The sequence below is a fragment of the Terribacillus sp. DMT04 genome (genome assembly GCF_019056395.1).
GTDB classification, from domain to species: Bacteria; Bacillota; Bacilli; order Bacillales; family Amphibacillaceae; genus Terribacillus; species Terribacillus aidingensis_A.
In genome coordinates, this window is record NZ_CP077639.1 from 2,176,034 (window position 1) to 2,199,637 (window position 23,604).

Annotated in this window: 25 protein-coding genes, 1 pseudogene and 1 other annotated feature; of the genes and pseudogenes, 4 read left to right on the forward strand and 22 right to left on the reverse strand. The window is 43.8% G+C overall.

Features of this window, described 5'->3' with window-relative positions; genetic code table 11:
• Window positions 1–185: 185 nt before the first annotated feature.
• Window positions 186–926, reverse strand: coding sequence for a TrmH family RNA methyltransferase (locus tag KS242_RS11585; RefSeq protein WP_217321483.1), 741 nt, complete (start codon window positions 924–926; stop codon window positions 186–188).
• A 94-nt stretch (window positions 927–1,020) separates the two neighbouring features.
• Here KS242_RS11585 and sspI point away from each other — a divergent pair, with 94 nt between their 5' ends.
• Together sspI and KS242_RS11595 are read left to right on the forward strand one after the other, a co-directional pair.
• A complete protein-coding gene (gene sspI, locus KS242_RS11590; protein WP_217321484.1) occupies window positions 1,021–1,236 on the forward strand; it encodes a small acid-soluble spore protein SspI in 216 nt (71 codons plus the stop codon).
• A gap of 82 nt (window positions 1,237–1,318) precedes the next feature.
• Window positions 1,319–1,936 carry a lytic transglycosylase domain-containing protein gene (locus KS242_RS11595; RefSeq protein ID WP_254391692.1) on the forward strand — a complete coding sequence of 206 codons (618 nt, stop codon included), beginning with the start codon at window positions 1,319–1,321 and terminating at the stop codon, window positions 1,934–1,936.
• Window positions 1,937–1,969: 33 nt separating this feature from the next.
• Here the strand turns inward: KS242_RS11595 and KS242_RS11600 are convergent, their stop codons facing one another.
• Both KS242_RS11600 and KS242_RS11605 read right to left on the reverse strand, forming a co-directional pair.
• Window positions 1,970–3,049 (reverse strand): M42 family metallopeptidase, encoded by a 1,080-nt coding sequence (locus tag KS242_RS11600; protein ID WP_217321485.1) that lies wholly within the window; start codon window positions 3,047–3,049, stop codon window positions 1,970–1,972.
• A gap of 16 nt (window positions 3,050–3,065) precedes the next feature.
• On the reverse strand, window positions 3,066–3,554 hold the full coding sequence (locus KS242_RS11605) for a dUTP diphosphatase (protein WP_217321486.1): 489 nt from the start codon (window positions 3,552–3,554) through the stop codon (window positions 3,066–3,068).
• Window positions 3,555–3,668: 114 nt separating this feature from the next.
• Here KS242_RS11605 and KS242_RS11610 point away from each other — a divergent pair, with 114 nt between their 5' ends.
• Complete coding sequence (locus KS242_RS11610) at window positions 3,669–4,046, forward strand: hypothetical protein (protein ID WP_217321487.1); 378 nt, start codon at window positions 3,669–3,671, stop codon at window positions 4,044–4,046.
• A gap of 30 nt (window positions 4,047–4,076) precedes the next feature.
• Here the strand turns inward: KS242_RS11610 and KS242_RS11615 are convergent, their stop codons facing one another.
• The 5 genes from KS242_RS11615 to infC all read right to left on the reverse strand — a co-directional run bounded on the left by KS242_RS11615 (window position 4,077) and on the right by infC (window position 6,172).
• Window positions 4,077–4,649, reverse strand: coding sequence for a TVP38/TMEM64 family protein (locus tag KS242_RS11615; RefSeq protein ID WP_217321488.1), 573 nt, complete (start codon window positions 4,647–4,649; stop codon window positions 4,077–4,079).
• A gap of 77 nt (window positions 4,650–4,726) precedes the next feature.
• Window positions 4,727–4,987, reverse strand: a complete 261-nt coding sequence (locus KS242_RS11620; RefSeq protein ID WP_371747542.1) for a DUF1294 domain-containing protein — start codon at window positions 4,985–4,987, stop codon at window positions 4,727–4,729.
• Between the two features lie 57 nt (window positions 4,988–5,044).
• Window positions 5,045–5,401, reverse strand: a complete 357-nt coding sequence (gene rplT, locus KS242_RS11625; RefSeq protein WP_077308135.1) for a 50S ribosomal protein L20 — start codon at window positions 5,399–5,401, stop codon at window positions 5,045–5,047.
• 43 nt (window positions 5,402–5,444) lie between these two features.
• The gene (rpmI, locus tag KS242_RS11630) at window positions 5,445–5,639 is read right to left on the reverse strand and encodes a 50S ribosomal protein L35 (protein ID WP_077308133.1); all 195 of its coding nucleotides are present in this window, start codon (window positions 5,637–5,639) and stop codon (window positions 5,445–5,447) included.
• 26 nt (window positions 5,640–5,665) lie between these two features.
• On the reverse strand, window positions 5,666–6,172 hold the full coding sequence (infC, locus tag KS242_RS11635) for a translation initiation factor IF-3 (RefSeq protein WP_143588928.1): 507 nt from the start codon (window positions 6,170–6,172) through the stop codon (window positions 5,666–5,668).
• 98 nt (window positions 6,173–6,270) lie between these two features.
• Window positions 6,271–6,392: a sequence feature (ribosomal protein L20 leader region), on the reverse strand.
• 188 nt (window positions 6,393–6,580) lie between these two features.
• Between infC and KS242_RS11640 the strand changes: the two genes are divergently transcribed.
• Window positions 6,581–7,072, forward strand: a complete 492-nt coding sequence (locus KS242_RS11640; RefSeq protein WP_217321489.1) for a DUF1648 domain-containing protein — start codon at window positions 6,581–6,583, stop codon at window positions 7,070–7,072.
• A gap of 311 nt (window positions 7,073–7,383) precedes the next feature.
• On the opposite strand, the gene thrS is transcribed toward KS242_RS11640, so the two are convergent.
• The 14 genes and pseudogenes from thrS to KS242_RS11710 all read right to left on the reverse strand — a co-directional run bounded on the left by thrS (window position 7,384) and on the right by KS242_RS11710 (window position 23,567).
• On the reverse strand, window positions 7,384–9,330 hold the full coding sequence (gene thrS, locus KS242_RS11645) for a threonine--tRNA ligase (protein ID WP_217321490.1): 1,947 nt from the start codon (window positions 9,328–9,330) through the stop codon (window positions 7,384–7,386).
• Window positions 9,331–9,651: 321 nt separating this feature from the next.
• A complete protein-coding gene (ytxC, locus tag KS242_RS11650; protein WP_254391875.1) occupies window positions 9,652–10,461 on the reverse strand; it encodes a sporulation protein YtxC in 810 nt (269 codons plus the stop codon).
• 109 nt (window positions 10,462–10,570) lie between these two features.
• Window positions 10,571–11,506 carry a primosomal protein DnaI gene (gene dnaI, locus KS242_RS11655; RefSeq protein WP_217321492.1) on the reverse strand — a complete coding sequence of 312 codons (936 nt, stop codon included), beginning with the start codon at window positions 11,504–11,506 and terminating at the stop codon, window positions 10,571–10,573.
• 25 nt (window positions 11,507–11,531) lie between these two features.
• Window positions 11,532–12,899 (reverse strand): replication initiation and membrane attachment family protein, encoded by a 1,368-nt coding sequence (locus KS242_RS11660; protein ID WP_217321493.1) that lies wholly within the window; start codon window positions 12,897–12,899, stop codon window positions 11,532–11,534.
• A 36-nt stretch (window positions 12,900–12,935) separates the two neighbouring features.
• Window positions 12,936–13,394, reverse strand: coding sequence for a transcriptional regulator NrdR (gene nrdR / locus KS242_RS11665; protein ID WP_077308113.1), 459 nt, complete (start codon window positions 13,392–13,394; stop codon window positions 12,936–12,938).
• 141 nt (window positions 13,395–13,535) lie between these two features.
• Window positions 13,536–14,771 carry a beta-ketoacyl-ACP synthase II gene (fabF, locus tag KS242_RS11670; protein ID WP_217321494.1) on the reverse strand — a complete coding sequence of 412 codons (1,236 nt, stop codon included), beginning with the start codon at window positions 14,769–14,771 and terminating at the stop codon, window positions 13,536–13,538.
• Window positions 14,772–14,966: 195 nt separating this feature from the next.
• On the reverse strand, window positions 14,967–15,341 hold the full coding sequence (speD, locus tag KS242_RS11675; protein ID WP_305852593.1) for an adenosylmethionine decarboxylase: 375 nt from the start codon (window positions 15,339–15,341) through the stop codon (window positions 14,967–14,969).
• A gap of 236 nt (window positions 15,342–15,577) precedes the next feature.
• Complete coding sequence (locus KS242_RS11680; protein WP_217321495.1) at window positions 15,578–16,609, reverse strand: glyceraldehyde-3-phosphate dehydrogenase; 1,032 nt, start codon at window positions 16,607–16,609, stop codon at window positions 15,578–15,580.
• A 177-nt stretch (window positions 16,610–16,786) separates the two neighbouring features.
• Window positions 16,787–17,209, reverse strand: a pseudogene (locus KS242_RS11685) (cytidine deaminase).
• 98 nt (window positions 17,210–17,307) lie between these two features.
• A complete protein-coding gene (gene coaE / locus KS242_RS11690; RefSeq protein WP_217321496.1) occupies window positions 17,308–17,910 on the reverse strand; it encodes a dephospho-CoA kinase in 603 nt (200 codons plus the stop codon).
• A gap of 15 nt (window positions 17,911–17,925) precedes the next feature.
• On the reverse strand, window positions 17,926–18,750 hold the full coding sequence (mutM, locus tag KS242_RS11695) for a DNA-formamidopyrimidine glycosylase (RefSeq protein WP_217321497.1): 825 nt from the start codon (window positions 18,748–18,750) through the stop codon (window positions 17,926–17,928).
• Window positions 18,751–18,771: 21 nt separating this feature from the next.
• Entirely contained in the window at window positions 18,772–21,405 is a 2,634-nt protein-coding gene (gene polA, locus KS242_RS11700; RefSeq protein WP_217321498.1) for a DNA polymerase I, read from the reverse strand.
• 93 nt (window positions 21,406–21,498) lie between these two features.
• Entirely contained in the window at window positions 21,499–22,872 is a 1,374-nt protein-coding gene (pnpS, locus tag KS242_RS11705; protein WP_217321499.1) for a two-component system histidine kinase PnpS, read from the reverse strand.
• Entirely contained in the window at window positions 22,872–23,567 is a 696-nt protein-coding gene (locus tag KS242_RS11710) for a response regulator transcription factor (protein WP_217321500.1), read from the reverse strand. The genes pnpS and KS242_RS11710 overlap by 1 nt, the downstream gene beginning before the upstream one ends.
• Window positions 23,568–23,604: the final 37 nt, after the last annotated feature.

The window sequence follows — 23,604 nt, forward strand, 5'->3', positions numbered from 1 at the left end:
AATAGACAAGGTCCCGGCGCCTGCTCCAGAGTGAAGGTTCATCCGCTGCCGCAGCCAGCATGCTCTCAGTCTAAGGCATGCCTTCCTGGTGCTGCGATTCGCAAGGGATTACTGACTCTTTCCACGCATCTCAATATGAATCTTGTTTTATTATAGAAAATCCCGGCGCAACTTGCAACCTGCTTTTATTTGTTTACTGTGTGATAAAGCAGGATTCCAGTTGCAATACTAACATTGAGTGATTCGGCTTTGCCGAAAATCGGGATTTTGACAGCCATATCGCTTTGGGCGATTAGCCGCTTGTCGATTCCTGCGCCTTCATTTCCGACTAGCAATGCTGTTTTCTCCGGAGCCGTTACTGCTCGGTAATCCACTGCTCCCTCTAGTGCAGCTGCCCAGACGGTATAGCCACTATCCTGCAGCTCAGGAAGCAATAATTCCAAGTCCGCGGTTAATACTGGCAAGTGGAAAATAGATCCTTGTGTTGCACGAATCACTTTGTCGTTGTAGCGATCAACAGATCCTTCGCCAACGTATATTGCATCATAGCCAGCAGCATCAGCTGTTCGAATGATTGTCCCTAAATTGCCTGGATCTTGGACGGCATCCAATAAGAGAATTCGATTATGGCGTTTCAGCTTTTTATCCTGCATCTGCACGACAGCAGCGATGCCTTGAGGCGTCTCTGTATCTGTAATTGACTTGAACACATGCTCACTGACTGTTTCTGCTTCTAAATGAGATGCCCATTCTGGCAGTTCCGTCTCCTCTCGAAGGATAAGCTGTTCAATCGTCCAGCCAGCTGTAATTGCTTCTTCAACTAAATGGAAACCTTCCACAAGAAAGGTGTTCGTCTTTGTCCGTTCTTTTTTTCGTTTTAATTTTTGCCACTGTTTTACTTGGGCATTTTGTGTTGATGTAATCAACGCACGTTCACTTCCCTTTCTCGACATATCCTCTATCATACATAGTTTTACAAAGCCCGGTCAAACTATAAAAAAGATAAGGAGGTGTTCATGTATGGATTTGGACATCCGACGCGCTATTTTGGCCAATATCAAAAACAATAATGAAGAACAGCTGGAAGCGACTATCACAGATTCCATTGGCGGCAGAGAAGTATTGCTGCCTGGTCTTGGCGTACTGTTTGAATTAATTTGGCAGCATGCTGATGATAACGAAAAAGCCGAAATGGTTGATGCACTAGCAAAAGGCGTACAAGCGACGCAAAGCTGATTATGGGACGAAAGAAAGTCTTGTCCGCCTGGTTCTTTTGAGCTACAATTGGACTAACAATATGTGACAGGAGATATGTTTTTTGGATACATCTTATCTGCTTTCGACACTTAGTCCTCTTATCCGCGCATCTTACCAGCAGCAGACAGGACTTTCCCAATTGTCTAGTCCGAGCCAGTCATTCAGCGATGTGCTGATGCAGTCTATGCAAGCAAACATGCCAGTTCGTTTGAACCCTTATGTAACTACCAGCACCCCGTCACCAGTACAGAACGTCACGGCTGTGCAGTCCATCATGGAAAGCGCACCAGCCAGTTCAGGGAATAGTGCGATTGATAGTATTATCTCCAGCGCAGCTTCCCGGTACGGCGTGGATGAAAAGCTTATCCGTTCTGTTATCAAAATGGAGTCAAACTTCAATCCGAGAGCGGAGAGCGGTGTGGGAGCGCAAGGCTTGATGCAGCTTATGCCGGCTACAGCAGCAGGACTTGGCGTTACGAACAGCTTTGATCCAGAGCAGAACGTCATGGCAGGTACAAAATACCTCAGCCAGATGCTTGACCGTTATAATGGCAATACAAGCTTAGCACTGGCGGCTTATAATGCCGGGCCAGGTAATGTGGATAAATATAACGGCATACCGCCGTTCAACGAAACAACGAATTATGTCCGTAAAGTAATGGGCAGTTATCTCGCATAAAAAACCAGCTTCCTCGGGGAAGCTGGTTTTTTATTAGCCATAGGTAATCTTCTCAACTGTTTCTTTGTCAAGCTTCTCGATAACTGCGGTAAGCAATTTAACAGTGTTGTCATAATCATCTTCATGCAGCATCGCAGCATGTGTATGAATATAACGAGTCGGAATACCAATCGTTAGAGCTGGAACACCTTCACCGGTCAAATGAATGCTGCCTGCATCCGTTGCGCCGCCTTTGATTGTATCGTATTGATAAGGAATTTTAAGCTCCTGTGCCGTCTGAATAACCAAATCACGCAAGCCTTTATGAGAAATATGCGCAGCATCGTATAAGACGATTTGCGGACCACCGCCAAGCTTGCCATTCGCTTCTCTGTCGCTAATACCTGGTGTATCGCCAGCAATCCCTGTATCAACCGCAAAAGCGATATCCGGCCCAATCTTATTAGCAGAAGTAGTAGCCCCGCGTCTTCTGACTTCTTCTTGCACAGTTCCAACGCCATAGACTGTTGCTTCTTTGTCTGTATGATGTAAGTTTTTCAATACATCAATGGCAACAGCACAGCCAATCCGGTTGTCCCAAGCTTTCGCTAACAGCAGCTTTTCATTCTTCATCTTTGTGAATTCAAAATACGGCACGACCGAATCTCCCGGACGAACACCAAATTCCTCTGCTTCTTCCCTGCTGCTGGCACCAATATCAATGAACATTTCTTCTATGACAGCTGGTTTCTTCCGTTTTTCGAGAGACAACAGATGCGGCGGCTTGGAGCCGATAATTCCGACAAGCTCTCCTTTACGTGTATGAACGGTAACACGCTGTGCCAGCATTACTTGGCTCCACCAGCCGCCAAGTGTTTGGAAAAATAGATAGCCGTTCGCATCGATGCGTGTCACCATAAATCCAATCTCATCCAGATGGCCAGCGACCATTACTTTCGGACCGTCTGGTTTGGAGCCTTTTTGCTTCGCAATTAAACTGCCCAAGTTATCGGTAGACACTTCTTGTGCATATGGTGATATATAATCTCGCATTACATTTCGAATTGCAGCTTCGTCTCCAGATACACCAGGTGCGTCAGTTAAGTCTTTCAACATCTTCAGTTTGTCATTCATCTATGTGCCTCCCTGTTTAATAGCCTTCGTCCTGTCTCATATGATTCACTTCATTTTTTTGCTGATATGCCTTCAATATCGCTTGTTCATCAAAGCCTAGCAGCTGACCTAACAGCAAGAAGCTGCGGAACAATGTGTTGTAATTGTCTTGATTTGGTGCGGCATAAAACGCATGGATGGTACGGTAAAGCTCCAGAAATGCATCTGTTTGATCCCACTCCTGATTAGGAAGCGGTGCTGATGCATACGTCAAGCCTTTATCCAATCCTACAGACAAAATAAAATGCAGGCCATCTACATATTCCTCCAAAATAACAGCTTGCTCACTTGGCCCTTTACGGCTCCAAAATTTGAAGCAGCGCGTTTCATTGGCCAATTCGCCAATTTCTACTTGCAATGCAAGTACTTTTTTCCGGAAAAGATCTTCCCGATTTGCTGACTCTAGGTTCTCTTCAATATAGGAATCCAGCTCCCGCTGCTTCCTGAATAGATATTCGTAATCCATGTATAAGACTCCTTCTTGCGTTTTTGCTATGTAACGAGGGTATAGTAGTAAAGATGAAACTTCTTCTTAAGCGTAATCGTATCTATACAAAATGTAAAGGGGGCCTGCTCGCTGATGAAAATCTTTTTTCTCCTGCTTTTGGCAGGTGCGGCGCTTCTTTTGTTTTATACTGTGATGAAAGCAAAGAATTATGCTGCCAAAGATCTTTCTAACGCAGAAACGGATGATGTCGAATTTCACGACCAGCAGCTTGATCAGTATTTTACATTAAGTTACCGAGGATACCGTATGATTGGCGAAAAACATATCCAGCCAAAAGAAGACAGCATTGAAGTAACAAAGGTGGTCATGACTGCTGCACAGCCGACCCGGTTAACTGGTTTTTCTCGGAATGATTTGTATCGGATGGAAGAATGCATCCTCCAGCACTTCCCCTACACCTCCATTGAATGGCGCCATCCGATAAATGAGCTTGTCCTGACAGAAATCTAAAGAGAGCACAGAAGCTTGAAGCTTCGTGCTCTATGCACTTTCTTTGAAGAATTCTTCCCATTTGTAGGTGAACTCTTTTTTTCGCATTAAGTAGATAAACACAAGCAAAACGAGCATGACGCCTCCTATTGCTGCTGGCGGCAAGTAGCGCAGCCAAGTTCCCGCAAAGGAATACAGCGCTGCCAGCGGTATACTGGAAATAAAGGATGCTTTTCCGTACGATTTCCAATCCCGATTCGTTTCCATCAAACACACACTCAGCATATGAAAATGAATGAATGGAATCATCCGCATGAGCGCGACCTGCGTCGTCGTAAAACTCGAGTGTTTGCCAATCAGCTTTTGTTTTAAAAAAAGGATTCGTTTCGCTGACTTCGGAAAACGCAGAGAAATAAAATAAAATAACAAACTTGAAGCGGTGATACCGATGATGGAAAGAACCGTTCCAGCTACCGCACCAAATAAGATACCGCCTGAAATACAAAGAAATACAACAGGCAGAAATAAGGCGGGCCGAAGCAGATGCACGAGGATGAACAAAAGCGGTGCAAACAACCCACCTGTTGCGACGACTGTCATCATCTCCATGCCGACCTGGTTCATTGCTGCTCACTCCTCTCAGATGTCCCTAATATATATGACAGGAGACGAGCCTTTATGACAAGCACACAATACTTTTCTCAGAGAAGATACAGAATAAGTAGGACATGCATGACGATAAGACAAGGAAAGCCAAAAACAAAGGCTGTATGCTTCGTTTTATGCCGAAAAATCTGCATCGCCATCCAGCCGCCTGCAGCTCCGCCAATAACAGCAGTTATCCACAGCCGCTTCTCACTGATACGCCACGCATGCGCGCGGGCTCTTCGCTTATCAATCGCCATCCAGCTAAACAGCAGCAGGTTTACAATGATTAGATACAAACCTAGAAACAGCCACACATTTTTCTCCCCTTTTTATACAAAAAGCCGCTATCAAGTGATAGCGGCTTTTCTAGCTTATTTCAAAGCGTCTTTAGCTTTTGCAGCAAGCTGAGCGAATGCTTTCTCATCAGAGATTGCAAGCTCAGAAAGCATTTTACGGTTAACTTCGATACCAGCAAGCTTAAGACCGTGCATCAAACGGCTGTAAGTAAGTTCGTTCATACGTGCAGCAGCGTTGATACGTGCGATCCAAAGTTTACGGAAATCACGTTTTTTCTGTCTGCGGTCACGATAAGCGTACTGACCTGATTTGATAACCTGTTGTTTTGCTGTTTTGAATAGTGCATGTTTCGCACCGTAGTAACCTTTTGCTAACTTAAGAACGCGTTTACGACGCTGACGCGTTACTGTTCCACCTTTTACACGTGGCATTGTATTCCCTCCTATAGGACGAAAGCTTAACTTTCAGTTTTTATTATTTTGGTAGCATTTGTTTGATTCGTTTAAGGTCGCCAGCAGAAACTAGTGCATCTTTACGAAGCTTGCGTTTCTGTTTCGTAGACTTGTTAGCAGCCAAGTGGCTAGTATAACCGTGATGACGGCTTACTTTTCCAGAACCTGTTTTTTTGAAACGTTTAGCAGACCCTTTGTGGGTTTTCATTTTTGGCATCGTATTTCCTCCTTATATCCTTCGGCTTACTGTTTCTCAGCTATAGGAGCAAGCATTAGGAACATGCTGCGGCCTTCCATTTTCGGTCTCATTTCAACCGTTGCAACATCTTTGCACTCTCCAGCAAGCTTTTCGAGAACTTCTTGGCCTAATTCTTTATGCGTAATGGCACGTCCGCGGAAACGAACAGAAGCCTTTACTTTATCGCCTTTTTCAAGAAACTTACGCGCGTTGCGAAGCTTCGTATTGAAGTCGTGATCCTCGATACCGGGGCTCAAGCGTACTTCTTTTACGTTGATTACTTTCTGGTTCTTACGCGCTTCTTTTTCTTTCTTCTGCATTTCGAAGCGGTATTTACCATAGTCCATAATCCGGCAAACTGGTGGTTTTGCATTTGCAGCCACAAGCACCAAATCAAGATTTCTCGTCTGAGCGATTTCTAATGCTTCCTGACGGGATTTAACGCCAAGCTGGTCACCGTTGGAATCAATGAGTCGCACCTCACGTGCACGAATTTTCTCATTGACGTTCATTTCTTTGCTAATAATCATCCACCTCCAGGATATTTTGGGAAACTTATGATCGGGGACAAGATATCCGCCGCTAATCAGTTACACATGGTTGTAAAAAAAGCATAAAAAAAATGCCGGTACGCATACGGCACCCACACTTGTCCTAAAACACTGTTTATCAAACCTGCCAACTGCCAAGCGGCGTCAATCAGGTGAGAAGTGGGTACTTCTGCTTGTCTCAGATCATTATTTATTTCACTTTTACAATCTTATCATAGCTGATGTTAACTGTCAATCATATTGAAGCCCGTTAATCCTGCTCAATTAATGTAACATATTCTTACGATACTGACAACCATCGATTTAAAATTATCTAGACGAAACTTATTCCCCAATTGGTCCGTAGGTAAACAAAGAGGTGATAAAATAATGCAAAAACAGCTTCACCTGCCGAAAACTCAGAGCGAAAAAGTCTGGGATATTATTGGAATCAGCAGCTGGTTAACTACTGTCCTCTTCTTAATTATTATCTGGCCGCACCTACCTGAGCAAACGCCGCTTCACATGGGCATAACCGGTAAAGTCGATGATTGGGCCGCAAAAGAAAGTTTGCTGCTATTGCCCGCACTTAGTGTGATCAACTTCCTCCTTCTCCATTTGTTAGAAAAGAATCCGCGCCTGCACAATCAACCCGAACGCCTAAACGAGAAAAATGCAGCCGCATTCTATCTGCTAAGCCGTAAAACGGTGAACAAGCTAAAGAATCTAGGTGTACTGCTTTTATCTTCCATAGCAGTGGAATTCAGTATGATTGGAATGCGGTGGATAAATCACGGCAGTACGTGGCTGATGATAATTGCATTGCCAGTTTATCTTTATCCGATAGTTGAAGTGATATGGAAGCAGCGTAAGATAAAGTAACTTGCTTTTACATACAAAAAAAGGAGAAACTCTATGAAAAATATGCGAAATGTATTACGAACTGCAGCTGCACTACTTTTATTGGGCTCTTTAATTCCTGCTTCTATCTTAAAAAGCTTTTCGAAAATAAATCCGGAGTATCTAGATACGTGGGTCTTCTTCGGCACACTCTCCGCCTTCGTTATCATTGTTATATCTTTTCTTTTTCCAAGAAGCACCGACAAAACAAACTAGAAATTCCCCTCTTTATTTAATACTTTACCAAACAAAAAATCCTTCCACCGCCATAGTGGCAGTGAAAGGATTTTCGATTACTTACGCAATACGCGCTTGTCTACTTCTTCTTTGATTTCTGCTACGAAAGCTTTCAAATCTTTCGTTTCAGAGTCTTTTTCACCGTAGCGGCGAATGTTTACTGCATGGTCTTTTACTTCCTGGTCACCTAAGACGATGGCGAACGGCACTTTTTGTACTTGTGCTTCGCGGATCTTATAGCCGAGTTTTTCTTCCCGCTCGTCTACTTGAACGCGGATACCTTCCATGCGAAGTGCATCTTCTACTTGGCGTGCATACGCAAGATGCGCGTCAGGAGAAACTGGGATGATTTTCGCTTGGACTGGTGCAAGCCATGTTGGGAAGGCACCTTTGTATTCTTCAATCAAGAAGGCCACGAAACGTTCCATTGTCGATACAACACCGCGGTGGATAACAACTGGACGATGTTCTTTTCCGTCTTCTCCGATATAAGTTAAATCAAAGCGTTCTGGCAAATGGAAATCAAGCTGTACAGTAGACAATGTTTCTTCTTTGCCGAGTGCTGTTTTCACTTGTACATCCAGTTTCGGACCGTAGAATGCTGCTTCGCCTTCTGCTTCTACATAATCCAATTCTAGATCTTCCATTGTTTCTTTCAGCATTGCTTGTGCTTTTTCCCACATCGCATCATTATCTACATACTTCTCTTTGTCTTCAGGATCACGGTAAGATAAGCGGAATTTGTAATCATCGATACCAAAGTCTTTGTACACAGCTTCTACAAGCTTCACCACTCGAATGAATTCATCTTTCAATTGATCTGGACGAGCAAAGATGTGCGCATCATTTAATGTCATGGCACGAACACGCTGCAAGCCAGCAAGCGCGCCAGACATTTCATGACGGTGCATCGTACCGAGCTCAGCAATACGGATTGGCAAGCTGCGGTAGCTGTGCAATTCGTTTTTATAAACCATCATATGGTGCGGGCAGTTCATTGGACGAAGAACAAGGTCTTCATTGTCCATTTCCATTGTCGGGAACATATCATCTTTGTAATGATCCCAATGTCCGCTTGTTTTGTAAAGATCTACACTGCCAAGTACTGGCGTATAAACGTGATCATAACCAAGCTTTTCTTCTAAGTCTACGATATAGCGCTCAATTGTGCGGCGAATTGTCGCACCTTTTGGCAGCCATAGCGGCAGACCTTGACCGACTTTTTGGGAAACAGTGAACAATTCAAGCTCTTTCCCCAATTTGCGATGGTCACGCTCTTTTGCTTCTTCAAGCATTTTCAAATAGTCGTCAAGCTGGCCTTTCTTCTCAAAGGCTGTACCGTAAATACGCTGCAGCATCTGATTATTGCTGTCGCCTCTCCAGTATGCACCCGAAATGCTAAGCAGCTTGAATACTTTGATCTTACCTGTAGATGGTACGTGAATGCCGCGGCAAAGGTCGAAAAATTCACCTTGTTCGTAAATCGTTACATCCTGGTCTTCCGGAATTGCATCAATTAGTTCTATTTTCAGCTCATCACCGATTTCGCGGAACATCGCCTTTGCTTCCTCACGAGAAACAACTTTGCGTACAATTGGAAGATTTGCATCAACGATTCGCTGCATCTCCTTCTCAATTTTCGGCAAGTCTTCTGGTGTGATAGAAGCTTCTAAGTCCATATCATAATAAAAACCATTCTCGATGACTGGACCAACGCCAAACTGTACGTTGCCATACAGACGTTTTATTGCTTGCGCTAGCAAGTGTGCTGCAGAATGACGCATAATTTCTACGCCTTGCTCTTGTTTCAGTGTGACAATTTCGATTGCGCCGCCGTTTGGAAGCTCTGTGCGCAAATCATAGGCAATGCCATCAACGTTAACTGCAATCGCTTGTTTTTTTAGTCCTGAAGAAATAGAACCGGCAATATCTTCACCAGTTGTTCCAGCAGGAAATTCTTTTTTTGCTCCATCTGGAAAAATGAATTCTAGTACATCTGCCATTTGTGTTTTCCTCCTAAATATAAAAAGCCCGTCCCTTTGCACAATTGATGTGCAAAGGGACGAGCGTTTGTCTCGTGGTTCCACCCTAATTCCCGAAATATAATTCCGGCTCAAGAATCGGTAACGTCGATTGAACGCTGCCGGTTTTCTTTCGTCCTCCGGCAGAGCTGTAAAAGGTGGTAACAGCAAAGCGTATGCAGGAAGCTCCCAGCCTTGGCTTCCCTCTCTTATAAGCAAACGGGTTTTACTATCGTGTCCTTTATTGTCGCTTCTTCATATATTGTACAGTATAAGCGCATCAGCCGGAAAATGCAAGAGCAGTCAAAAAGATACGAAAGGGAATTGATGTAAAGGAAGGTAGGTGGCTCTTTCTTGGAAAATGTTAATAACAGTCTGTGTTTTTGGATCCGTTGGGTGCTCCCCATACAAATATATTTTGCGGGGTGACATGGCTATCAAAGGTGTCAGGTTTATCTCTTGCTTGCCAATTCCTGCAAGTGCAAGTGGTTCTTGGGTTGCCAGTGTTTTGATTTCTTTACCGGAAAATAAGCTTCCATCTTCTTTGTAAAAAGAGAAATCAGTTCCTTGAATAATATGAACAGCTTCATCACGAATTGGCTTCTTGCTAATGTACTGGCGCAGCGACTCCACGTACAGCTGATACTCTTCTTCCAGTTTGTATTCGTCTATAGCATCACCGACAACTGCTGTAAGTGCTTCTTTATAAGCACTGCTGCGAAACTGGATAACAGCATCAAAGAAAACTCGTATATGCTTTGCGGCTATTTCTTGAAAGATTTGCGTAATCTGCTGACGCGGTAAGCTCGGTTCCTTCTTTTCTTCATACTTATCTCCGACGAGAATCGTGTGCGTCAGCTCTGCTATGCGCTTGATCGCTTCCTCGTCCTTATAGTAGTACACTTCGCTGGCAATTTGCTTGATCCATGCTGTTTCACGATGATGGAGAAATGTTTCTACAAGCGCCGTTGCTATACGGCGATGGTAGCCATCCTGGATCGTCGCTTCATACCCCCACTGCTCATCCTCAGCCACGTATACTTGTTTCGTACCATCCAGCATTGCTAAACAAGAACAAAATGTATCCATCTCTCTCTTTGATTTGATAAACACTTTACGCAATATCAACCACCCTCGCCACTATCAACTGTTACATTATATGGGCAGAAAATGGAATTATGAGTTTAAAAAAAGACAAGCCGCATGGGCTTGCCTTTTCTATTCAATCATTTCTTCTGTTTTCACCAAATAAAGGAACCTCGGTTGCGACACGCTTGATGCGCTCCATGATTCGTCCTGCTTTCACTCTTTCCACATCACCGCGATTCGTTGTCGCGATTTGCTGCTCCAATTGATTAATAGAATAGTTAGAGGTGAAAAAGACTGGCAATCGTTCCATCATCCGATAATGAAGAATCGAACCAAGTATCTCATCGCGGAACCAAGCAGACTGTGACTCCGCTCCAATATCATCAAGCATGAGAACTGGTGCTTTTTTAAACATCTCCACTTTCTCATTAACCGAATCATCTTTTAGAGATGCTTTAATCTCTCGTACAAATTCGGGCATATAAATGAGCATGCTGGAGATATTCCGTTCTGCCAAATAATTAGCGATAGCACCTAGGAAATATGTTTTGCCGACACCAAACGGCCCATAGAAATAAAGACCTTTTTCCGGAATTGTATCGCCTGTCTGCTGCAGAAACTGCAGCGTTTTCAGGATAGCCTGCTGGCGTTCGGCATCTCCATGATCGAGCGTTTCTGTTGATGCTTCTAAAATATCTTTTGGCATATACAAGCTGTTAATGCGAGCTTCCTGCTTCTCGCGCTCTTCATGCTGAAGACGGGTATGACATTTATCGTAAGCGAGTCGGATAACATGTCCCTCTACTTCCAATCTTGGTGTATAGCCATTCAATATATTTTTGCATTGACCAAGCGCCGGACAATCCTGACATGCTTTTGATGCTGTTGTATATTCGTAAAGCCGCATCAAGTTACGCTGAATATCCTGTTCTGTCAGCTGCGGATTTGCTTCCAGCACCGCTTTGACTTCTGGATTTTCTCTAACTTGCTGCTGCATACGTTCAAAGTTCTCTTTGAAATTATTGTTTTCCTGCATCCATTTTTTTAATGATGCCTGAATGGGCTCCATACGCGCACCCCCTTCCCGCTATCTCTTAAACGCCACGCTTATTGGCATTAAACTGTTTGAGCATTTCTGCAACATCCGCATCTGGTACAGCCGTCGTGCTCGGTGCTTCTGCTTTGCCTTTCTGATCAAACCATTCCGGCACAATCTCGGACCGGCCTCCGTTTTTCCGCCTTGCTGCTGGCTGCTTCACATTGTTATTGTTAGCTGTCGCGTTCCATGGCTGATTGCTGCTCTTGGCAATCTCCATTGCCTCTCTTACTGTGCTTACCTTTTTTCGCGCCCAATGTGCGGCAATTTTCTCCATGTACGCTTTTGATAATTTCATATCTGATTTCAGCAGCACGTAATAAACGAGCACATTCATAATTCCTGGCGCCATGCCTTGCTCTGCCATTACGTCCCGGATAACTTTCAAGTCAGACGCTGCTGCTGTTCCGTTGCCTGAAATATCTTCTAACAGCTGTTTTGGCGATATTGTCTCCAGCATGTGCACAAGCTTCTCTTGCTTGGAAGTTGCCTGCACTTCTTGTTTGGCATCCTTCTGGGTAAGCTCCATTACTTTTACTTCTGCTGTCTTCGGTCGTGCTAAAAACAGATCGTGACAAGCCGATTTAAATTCAGCCGGATTAAGCACATTGTCTTCCGAAACAGCCCATTGCATCGCTTTGTCTAAATCGAGCGAAGTAAGGTTATAAAGCACGGCCATTGATTCGAGCAGTTTTTGATTACGAGGTGTCAGAACCGCTTCCGGATTCAGCATCCGCTGCTTGAGCGATTGACGCAGCCACTCAAAATCTACGACGTCCGTCTCAAAGGAAGGACCAGAATTCTCTTGCGCGACTGGTGCAGCGGGAGCTTTCATCGGGAGCACACCTTGTTTAGCCAGCTTGTCCGCAGAAAACACAGCTTCAAATGATGCTGTAATCTCCTCCGCTGCGTCAGGCAGCTCTTCTGCGGCTACTAAGGCTTGCTGCATGTCCTTATAACGGCTTTCGCCCAATTGATGATAAAGCAGCTGCGAAAGCATATCATCAGCAAAAAAGGCAGCTGGTGTAAACGGCGGATACACGTCGTAGGTAAACACGCGCTGCTCTCCCTGCTGTTTATACGTTCGGATAAGGCCAATCGCTTCCAGCTGCAGCCTCGCTTCGTATAATTGGTCCATCGGCATATCCAGCAATGTCATTAACAAATGATGAGTCTTTGGAGCGTACATGCCGCCATGCATCACATAGTCATTCACCATTGTTTGGTATAAAGTAACAGCCCTTAACCCTAGCAGCGGCTGATACAAATGCGTTAAGGCAACCGAATATCCATCATGAAGGGATCTTTTCATCCGGATCTGATACCCGTCAGCTGGCAGCAGTTTCCCGATATGCTGACTTTTCATACAATCTGTCCTTTCCATTCTTCCAAGCTGTTACACTTATTTATCGGTTTTAATCAAGTCTTTCAATTCTTCCAGGAAGACACTGAGATCCTTGAATTGCCGGTATACAGAGGCAAAGCGAACATAAGCGACTTCGTCCACATCAGACAGACGCTCCATGACCATTTCACCGATTTCCTTGCTCTGTATTTCCGAGGTACCGCCATTGCGTAATTCTTTTTCAACTTCCAAAACGATATGTTCAATCTGCTCCAGCGCTACAGGACGCTTCTCACAAGCTTTGATTAGTCCGCGCATAAGCTTCTCTTTGCTAAATTCTTCCCTTGTCCCTTCCTTTTTCACAACAATCAGCGGCGTGGCTTCAATCCGCTCAAATGTAGTGAAACGAAAGGCGCATTCTTCACATTCCCGGCGGCGCCGGATGGAACGTCCTTCTTCTATGGGACGGGAATCTAATACCTTTGTACTTTTATATTGGCAGTTTGGACATTTCATGCCGATCCACCCCATTATTCTTTGCAAGCCTCGACAGGCTTCGCGCATTTACGACACGTTTGTATCGTCTTTTTCTTATTCTACCATGATTCAAGTGAAAAATCGAAGGAGCGCAGCAGAAACAAAAAAGGCAGCCGAGGGCTACCCTTTCCACTTGCGCAGTGCCAGCACCGCATTATGACCGCCAAAACCGAATCCATTAGACAAAGCCTGTGTCATATCTTTGCTGACCGATTCATTCGGCACATATGTTAAATCACATTCCGGATCGGCATCTCGGTAATTAATTGTCGGAGGAACGATGCCATCTTGCAGTGCTTTTAGTGTAATAATCGCTTCCACTCCGCCAGCTGCGCCAAACAAATGACCCGTCATAGACTTGGTAGCACTAATCAGTAAGTCATGTGCTTTGTCACCGAATACTTCTTTAATGGCTTTTGTTTCCGTTTTGTCACCTTCTGGTGTGCTCGTAGCGTGCGCATTGATATAATCAACATCATCTGCTTCCCAATCTGCCATTTGCATCGCCAGCTTCATTGCTTTTGCAGGTCCTAAGTAGTTTGGAGATGTAATATGATGAGCGTCTGTTGTCGATCCATATCCGACAACTTCTCCAAGGATAACTGCACCGCGATTTTGCGCATGCTCAAGTTCTTCCAGTACTAAAATACCGGCACCTTCAGACATAACGAAACCATCACGGTTTGTATCAAATGGTGAACTCGCTGTTTCTGGTGTATCGTTTTGTGTGCTCATTGCACGCATCTTTGTGAAACCAGCATAAGCAAATGGTGTAATGGATGCTTCAGCTCCGCCAGCAAGCATCGCATCGGAGTAGCCATGCTTAATATTCAGGAATGCTTCCCCAATCGCATGGTTACCTGTAGCACAAGCAGAAACAGGAGCAAAGCTAGGTCCAGTAAAGCCTGTTTTAATAGAAACAATTCCTGTTGCCATATTGCTAATCATCATCGGTACCATAAATGGCGACACACGGCGCGGTCCTTTATCCAAAAGCTTTTCGTGATTGTCTAAAAGCGTATTGACCCCGCCGATTCCAGACCCAATATAAATCCCTACTCGTTCTGGATTTACTGTTTCTTTGTTTAAATTAGCCTGCTCCATCGCTTCAACTGCTGCTCCATAAGCAAACTGGCTATATAAATCGTACCTTTCAATATCTTTTTTATCGAGGTATTTCTCTGGTTCAAACCCAGTTGCTGTTCCGCCAATTTGTGACGCAATTCCTGCGAATTTCTCTGCATCTAATTGCTTAATGCCGGATTTCCCTGCTTTTATGTTATTCCAAAATGTCTCCACATCCGAACCAAGCGGTGTGACAGCACCATATCCCGTAACTACGACACGTCTATTCAAAATAAATACCTTCTTTCTAGCAGTAACTATTAGTACCTGCTATTATATCCGAAGTAATAAATAAATGCGAATAAATGCATTATTTCAAGCAGTACAATGACTGCTTCACACTATATATGTTTACCATCTTTTCATGTACCAATACGAATTAGAAAACCCCGCTCCAGAATAAGAGCGAGGTTGATTGTCCAAATATTAACGTGATTTCGGCTGCACTGCCACAGGACCCATGCCCCGCGGAAGCTCGGCTTTCTCACATGTTTTAGCTTCAAGTGCGTCAATGATATAATCAGTAGCTACGTTCGGATCAATGATGTTACCGCAAGTGTAAACATCAATGCTCGCATAACCATGTTCTGGAAAACTATGGATTGTCAAATGTGATTCCGAGATAATAACCACTCCGCTTACGCCATGCGGCGCAAATTTGTGGAAAGCGACTTCCCGTACTTCAGCACCTGACTTCAGTGCAGCATCAACAAAGATTTGTTCAATCTGCTGCATATCGTTCAACGTTTCAGTATTGCAATCCCATAGTTCTGCAATTACATGTCTTCCCATTGTATCCAATGTAATTCCCCCTTAGAATATTCACCTAAAAAATAGATGCATGAATTGCCACGGGGGAAAGTTAGTCCAGAGAGGTCCTAACCCTTTAAGCAAATCACTTGCTGCATAGATTCCTTAGGAAAACAGGCTTTAACGTACGTTTTCTTGCTGCATAAATGCATGCAAAAAGAAGTATATAATGTTTGTACCTGTTTGGCAAGCCAACCTCCGAAATATAAGCAGGGGAAACACAAAGATTATATAACTTCTGCGCTATTCGCTTCTCTTACGCCGTTACCGACTAATTTCGCCAGATCGACTACACGACACGAATAACCCCATTCGTTATCATACCAAGCAATAACCTTTATCTTGTTTTCTTCCATAACAATAGTAGACAATCCATCAATGGTTGCCGACTGTTCTGTGGTTGTGTAATCAATGGATACAAGCGGCTCTTCATTGTAAGAAATAATACCGCGCATATCCGTCTGAGCAGCTGTCCGGAAAGCATCATTCACTTGCTCCGCCGTAACAGACGCTTCTACATCTACTACCAAGTCTACAAGTGATACATTCGGAGTCGGCACACGTAAAGCCATACCATGCAGTTTGCCTTTCAAATGCGGAAGTACTTCTGCAAGTGCTTTAGCTGCACCCGTGGTAGTCGGTATGATGGACTGCGTACAGCCTCTCGCCCGGCGCAGATCTTTGTGCGGATTGTCGATATTTTTTTGATCATTTGTAAAGGAGTGCACCGTCGTCATTAACCCATTTTTAATGTTGAAACGTTCATCGAGTACTTTGACAACTGGTGCGAGGCAATTTGTCGTGCAGGAAGCATTGGAAACGATGTGATGGATATCGCTTTTATATGTCCGCTCGTTTACACCCATAACAATTGTTGCGTCCACATCTTTACCAGGAGCTGTAATGACAACCTTCTTCGCGCCAGCATCCAGATGTGCAGATGCAGCTTCTTGAGAACAGAACTTACCTGTAGCTTCGATGACAACGTCCACCCCAAGTTCTTTCCATGGAAGCAGTTCCGGGCTGCGTTCTCCTACTACAGCGATTTTTTTACCATCATATATAATGGCATCTGCGTCTGCATAGACCTCTTTATTTACATTACCGTGAACACTGTCATAACGCAGCAGATGAGCCAAAGTTTCTGCCGGGTAGGAGGCATTCACCGCCACAATCTCGAAATCAGGCAGCTCCATTGCTCGTCTGCAAACCAATCTTCCAATTCTGCCAAACCCATTAATCGCGATACGTATTGTCATTGTATTGCCTCCTTTAATGTGTCACTCTATATTGTTTATCAGCATATATAGTATAACACATTAAGGAAGTATTGCGAATAAAAAAGACACCTAATTTTTAGATAAAGAACATTTAATCAAATAAAAAACGCTTGGATTTTTCCAAACGTTTCTCGCACAATAATAAATACTACCTTGTTATTTTGCGTATTTTTCTGGTAAGAGCTCTAACACCCTGCATTTTGCTAACTGTCTATTATAAGTTAGTATAACGTCGGTATCTCTTCCATAGTCACTTATTAACTCACGGCACATACCGCAAGGAGCGACAACCCAGCAATTGTCTATATCTTCTTACGAATGAGGGTGCGCAACTGCTACAATGGTTTCTAATTCAGTTTCTACTTCTGATATGGCTTTGCCGATAGCTATCGCTTCTCCACAAACAGTAATGCGGCCGACATTTGCTTCGATATGTACTGCCGAAAAAACTTTACCTGATTTTGATCGTACGGCTGAGCCAATATGGTGACGACCATAGCTGTAGTTCTGTTTAATAACTTTCTCTGCTTCTTTTATTAGCTGGCTATCTTGGTCATCTAGCGGTCTATATCTTAACAGTTTCTTCCCCCATCCTGCATTCCTTATCATTTCCATTGTAACCCAGAAGATGGAGGAATAAAGCAAAGGGCCAAATCATAATGTGATTTGGCCCTTTATTACTTGTCTATCATTTCCCAAGCAGTTAGGAGCTTTTCAAGCTGGTCGCGTGTCTGCTTACGGGTGCCATTATTGTCAATGACAGCATCCGCTTTGCTCGCTTTCTGATCTAACGACATCTGACTGTTGATTCGATCCAGTGCTGCTTGCTCCGTTAATTCATTTCGCTGCATAAGCCGTTCCAGCTGGACGGATGAATCGACATGAACAACAACCACTTTATCGACTAGCTGCAGCTGCTTGCCTTCGAAAAGCAGCGGAATATCCAGCACAACAGCTGGATAAGTTTTTTTCAGCCGGTCACGTTCTGCTGTCATTCTCTCTCTCACAACAGGGTGCACAATATTATTCAGCAGCTCTCGTTTTTTCTCATCTTGGAAGATAATGCTGCCAAGCTTTGGGCGGTTAAGTGTTCCGTCTTGGAGCAGAATATCCTCCCCAAAACTTTCAATGATTGCTCTTAAAGCTGGCTCACCGGGTTCTACTGCTTCCCGTGCCACAACATCAGCATCAACCACTGGAATGTTGTATTCTCTAAACAAGTCACTGACGGTGCTTTTCCCGGATGCAATGCCCCCAGTTAATCCAATCACCAAGCTCATAGCTGGATCCCTCCTTTACTGCTGACAAGAAGTACAGAGATGCGTTCCTCTGCCGCCTACTTTTATCTTTATAATTTCCCGGCCGCAATTCGGGCATGGTGTACCTTGCTGGCTGTAAACTTGCAGCTCGTTCTGGAACGACCCAATTTTTCCTTGGCTGTTCACATAGCTGCGAATCGTGCTGCCGCCTTTTTCGACTGCTTCGAGCAGTGTTTCTGCAGCTGCTTGCTGAATCCGGACCAATTCCATATCGGTTATGGAAGAGCCGCGTCGTTCTGGATGAACACCCGCTTTGAATAATGTTTCATCCACGTAAATATTACCCAAGCCGGCTACAACTGTTTGATCAAGCAGAATATTTTTGATCATCCGGCTGCTTTTTTGTACTTTTTCTTTGAAATAGTCCAGTGTAAAAGATTCATCAAAAGGCTCCGGGCCAACTAACGTTAACGGCGGTGCGTCGTTTTCCTGTCCTTCGTTAAACAAATGCATTGTACCAAACTTGCGCACGTCGTTATAACGCAGCTGTTCCCCATTTGTCAGCTGAAAAATAACATGCGTATGCTTATCGTCTGGCTCTGTTTCCGGCTTTACCGAGAACTTCCCTTCCATTCGCAAGTGAGAGACAATAACATCTCCATCTAAATAGAATAAAAGAAACTTCCCTTTCCGCCCGACAGATCGAAACGTCTGTCCTTTCAATCGTTCGATAAAAGCATCTGTGCCTTCATCAAATTTAATAATTTTATGCCAGCGGACAGTAATATCAGCAATTGTTTTGCCGACGATCAGCTGTTCCAATGTTCTTCTTGCTGTTTCAACCTCTGGTAATTCCGGCATTTCCTGTCCTTCTTTCCGTGCTTATTTCGCATCATACCATGTCTTGCCGTATGAATAATCCACTTTTAGCGGCACATCGAGCTTCACTGTATGTTCCATCACATCCGGAACGACTTCTTTCAGCTTCTCAATCTCTGATTCAGGCGCTTCAAGAATCAATTCATCGTGTACAGAAAGCAGCAGCTTCGCTTCCATTTGTTCTGATTCCAAACGTTCTGCTAAGTCAATCATCGCTTTTTTAATAATATCTGCGGCACTGCCTTGGATAGGTGTATTCATCGCAGTACGTTCAGCAAAACTGCGCACATTGAAGTTACGGCTAGTCAAATCCGGCAGGTAACGTCTGCGATTCATAATCGTTGTTACAAAGCCTTTTTGCTTCGCGTCCTGAACAATGTCTTCCATATATGTTTTTACACCTGGGAAGCTCTTGAAATAACGATCGATGAACTGCTGTGCTTCCTTCCTTGTAATCCCGAGACTTTGAGACAGTCCATAATCACTGATTCCATAAACAATACCAAAGTTAACAGCTTTTGCTTGGCGTCGCATATTACTGGTAAGGTCTTTTTCTTCTACATGAAATACATCCATTGCTGTTCGGCTGTGAATATCCATATCTTCATTGAACGCTTCAATCAGCTTGTCATCTTGGGCAATATGCGCTAGTACACGCAGCTCGATTTGGGAATAGTCAGCCGCAAAAATAACATAATTGTCTTTCGAAGGAACGAATGCTTGTCTGATTTTACGACCCTCTTCCAGTCGAATTGGAATGTTTTGCAGATTGGGTTCTGTTGAACTTAAACGACCTGTTTGGGTTAGTGCCTGGTTGAAACGCGTATGAATTTTATTGTCTTTGTCCACCACTTTCAGCAAACCTTCAATATAGGTGGACTGCAGCTTGCCTAATTGGCGGTACAAGAGAAGCTGCTCAATAATCTCATGCTGGTCTGCCAGCTGTTCCAATACATCTGCAGAAGTAGAATAACCTGTTTTGGTTTTCTTAATAACCGGTAAGCCCAGCTTCTCAAACAGAATCGGACCGAGCTGTTTTGGTGAATTAAGATTGAACTCTTCGCCAGCCAATTCATATACCTTTTGTTCAATTTCAGTTAATCTGCCGCCCAGTTGTTCTTTCATTTCCTGAATTTTTTCAACATCAACCTGCACGCCAAGGTACTCCATTTCACCTAGAATAGCAGCAAGCGGCAGTTCTAAACTCTGGAGCAGCTCCAGCTGTTCGTTCTCGGAAAGCTTTGCCTCTGCTTCTGGCTTCAAGTTATAAATCACCATTGCTTTTCTAGCTAAATGTTCGGCAAGTGCATCTACTTCCGGAACCTTCATCTTCGCGCCTTTTCCGTACACTTCTTCGTCATACAAAACATCTTTCATTCCGAAACGATGCCCAATCGCTGGGATATCGTGATGGTTTTCCGACGCATTGATTAAGTAGGATGCTAATAGCAAGTCGAAATTAGCATTTTCCAATGTAATACCGTGATGCAGCAGCGCTACGACTGTTCGTTTCACATCAAATACCCATTTCGCTTTTGAGCTGTCTTGTGCCCATTCCTTGAATACGTCCGAATTGTATGCGACTTCAGATGGGATAAAGTAGGCACCATTCGCATTGGCAAGACCAAATCCTTCTACCTGCGCTGTATGATAATTGTCTGTCAGCATCTCAACGACTAGGGCGTCTTCACCAGTGAACAGCTCGCTCTTTATGTCATCAACAATGATTACACCCAGCGGCGCAAGCTCTTGTGAAACTTCTTCTGTTTCTCCTTCTTCTCCAATCCGAGTTAGCAAGGACTGGAAACCAAGATCTTTAAAGATTGTACTTAAAGCTGGCGTCTGGTAGCCATCATAATTAATATCAGCAAGACTTACTTCTATTGGCGCTTTTGTATCAATGGTAGCAAGCTCTCGGCTCATATAAGCAGAGTCTTTATTATCAGCAAGCTTCTGTTTGATGCTTTTTCCTGATACTTCATCCAGTTGCTCGTAAATGTGATCAAGCGTTTGGAATTGCTTTAGAAGCTTCACAGCAGTCTTCTGTCCGACACCTGGAACACCAGGAATGTTATCGGAACTATCGCCCATTAACGCTTTCATATCAACAATCTGATCTGCTGTGACTTCCATATTCTCCAGCAAGAAATTCGGCGTGTAGGAATCTGTTTCGCTGATCCCTTTTCTTGTCAGCTGAATTGTCGTCTTATCACTAACAAGCTGCAGAAGATCCTTATCTCCGGAAATGACTTTCACTTCAAATTCATCCTGCTCTGCTTGTTTTGCTAATGTACCGATAATATCATCCGCTTCATATTGACTGAGCTGATAATGTTTAATCGAAAAAGCGTCCAGCAATTCACGAAGCAGCGGGAACTGCTCTGATAATTCCGGTGGAGTTTTTTGTCGGCCGCCTTTGTATTCCTTAAACGTTTCATGTCGGAATGTCGTCTTGCCCGCATCAAAAGCAACAAGCATATGCGTTGGGTTTTCGTTTTCCAGAATACGAAGCAGCATTGTTGTGAAACCGTAGATAGCATTTGTGTGAATACCTTTATCATTATTTAACAGCGGCAGTGCAAAAAATGCACGATATGCGATGCTGTTCCCATCAATTAAGACCAATTTTTTCGTCATACATCAAGCTCCTTTTCCATCGTTCCTTACTCTTCTTTTTAGTTTACCATGTTTCTTTCTGGAAACAAAAAAGATCGTCCAAGTGGACGATCTTTAGCCAAGTGCTTTTGGCAGACGGATGGAAAATGTCGTACCTTTATTTACTTCACTGCTGACCGATATGGTACCTCCATGCGCCTCGACGACGTGCTTGACGATAGCAAGTCCGAGTCCGGTTCCGCCGGTATTCCGGCTGCGCGCCTTATCAACCCGATAAAATCGCTCGAATATCCGATCAAGTGAATCTTCTGGTATACCGAGCCCTGTATCGGATATTTCAGCAAAAACGCTATCATTAGATTGGGTGAGTTGCAGCCTCACGCTGCCATTTGACGACGTGTAATTCACTGCGTTATTCATAAGATTGATAACAAGCTGCTTCAAGCGATCTTCGTCTCCTCGCATGATTACGCTATCCGGCAGTTCTAACTGCACTTGGATTTGCTTACTTTCCGCATGCTGTTCAATAATTGGCATGATTGTATCAACCATCGTACGGAAGTCCAGACGCTCCATTCGTATCTGCAGTTCATCCTTTTCCAACCGCGAAAGCTCAAGCAAGTCTTTTACCAATGCTTGAAGTCGCTGACTCTCGTTGTTAATGATAGTAAGAAAGCGCTCGGTAAGTTCTCGGTCCTCCAACGCTCCATCTTCCAGCAGCGTTTCTGAAAAACCGCGAATAGATGTCAATGGCGTTTTAAGCTCATGTGATACATTAGCAACAAAGTCCTTACGCATCTCTTCTACCCGTTTCAACTCTGTAATCTCATAGAATACAAGTACCGCGCCTTTTAAGTCATAGGAATCATTAAAAATTGGCGCAGCAACAATTTCAAAAAAGCGTTTTTCCTTTTCCCGCTGCAAGATGAAAGCATCGCGGACTTTCTCTTCGTAAAGGAACGCCTCGGATACAACATGATGGATATCACTTTGGGAAATAGTGTCGTGATAGACATGACCGATATAATCCTTATCTTTCCCGCCAAATACAGACAGAAATTTGCGATTGACCAGATGAACATATCCTCTTTCGTCCACAAGCATCAAACCGCTTTCCATATTGTCGATCACTGTCTCCAGCTGGTCTTCCTGCATCTTTTCCAGCAATTCTAGTTCGTGGAGATTTCGTGCAATCTGATTCACCGAGCGAATCAGCCGGCCGGCATCTCCATAGAAATTCTCATAATTCCTAGCCTTGTAATTGCCCTTCACTAGCTCTTCTGCTACGGCAGCAGTCATGGAAACGGGTTTGATATAGCGCTCTTGCAGCCGGTAAAGCACAGATGTGATCAACGCAGCGCCTATTAGCAAGACACTCCAAAGGATAAACCACTCAGAAGTGATTTGCATAAGGATAAAACCGATTGCCGCAAAGATCAGCAAAATAAGTGATCCATACACGACAATCCCATAAGAGCTGCGACGCATTATTGCGGCTCCTCCATCTTATAGCCCAAACCGCGAATTGTTTTAATAAACACAGGATGCTTGGAATCAGGTTCAATCTTTTCACGCAAATGACTAATATGAACGTCTACAATACGTGTATCGCCAACAAAGTCATAATTCCATACAGAGCTGAGAAGCTGGTCACGCGACATAACCCGGCCTTTGTTTCTCGCCAAATACATTAAAAGTTCAAATTCTTTGCGGGTGAAACTTAAAGAATCACCGTTAATGGATGCTTCATATTGATCAGGAAAAATAGACAAGCCCGAAATCTTAATTTCACCGCTATCCATAAAACTATCATTTTTGTTTGTTCGGCGCAGAATAGCTTTAATTCGTGCGACCACTTCTTTTGGACTGAATGGTTTTGTAAGATAGTCATCTGCACCAAGCTCAAGACCTAATACCTTGTCCAGTTCTTCGTCACGTGCAGTCAGCATTAGAATTGGAGTATCAATTTGCTTTTGACGCAGCTGCTTACAAACTTCTGTGCCATCCAGTTCCGGCAGCATCAAATCAAGCACAATAATGTCATATGTATTTTGCAATGCCTTCTGCAGACCAGTCATACCGTCGAAAGCTGTCTCTGTTTCGAATCCGGCTCTTTCTATATTGAACTGTAATAACGTTACAATAGATTCTTCGTCATCTACAATTAGTACTTTTTGTGCCATAGATACCAGCCCCCTCTATGCCCATCATACCGTTTTC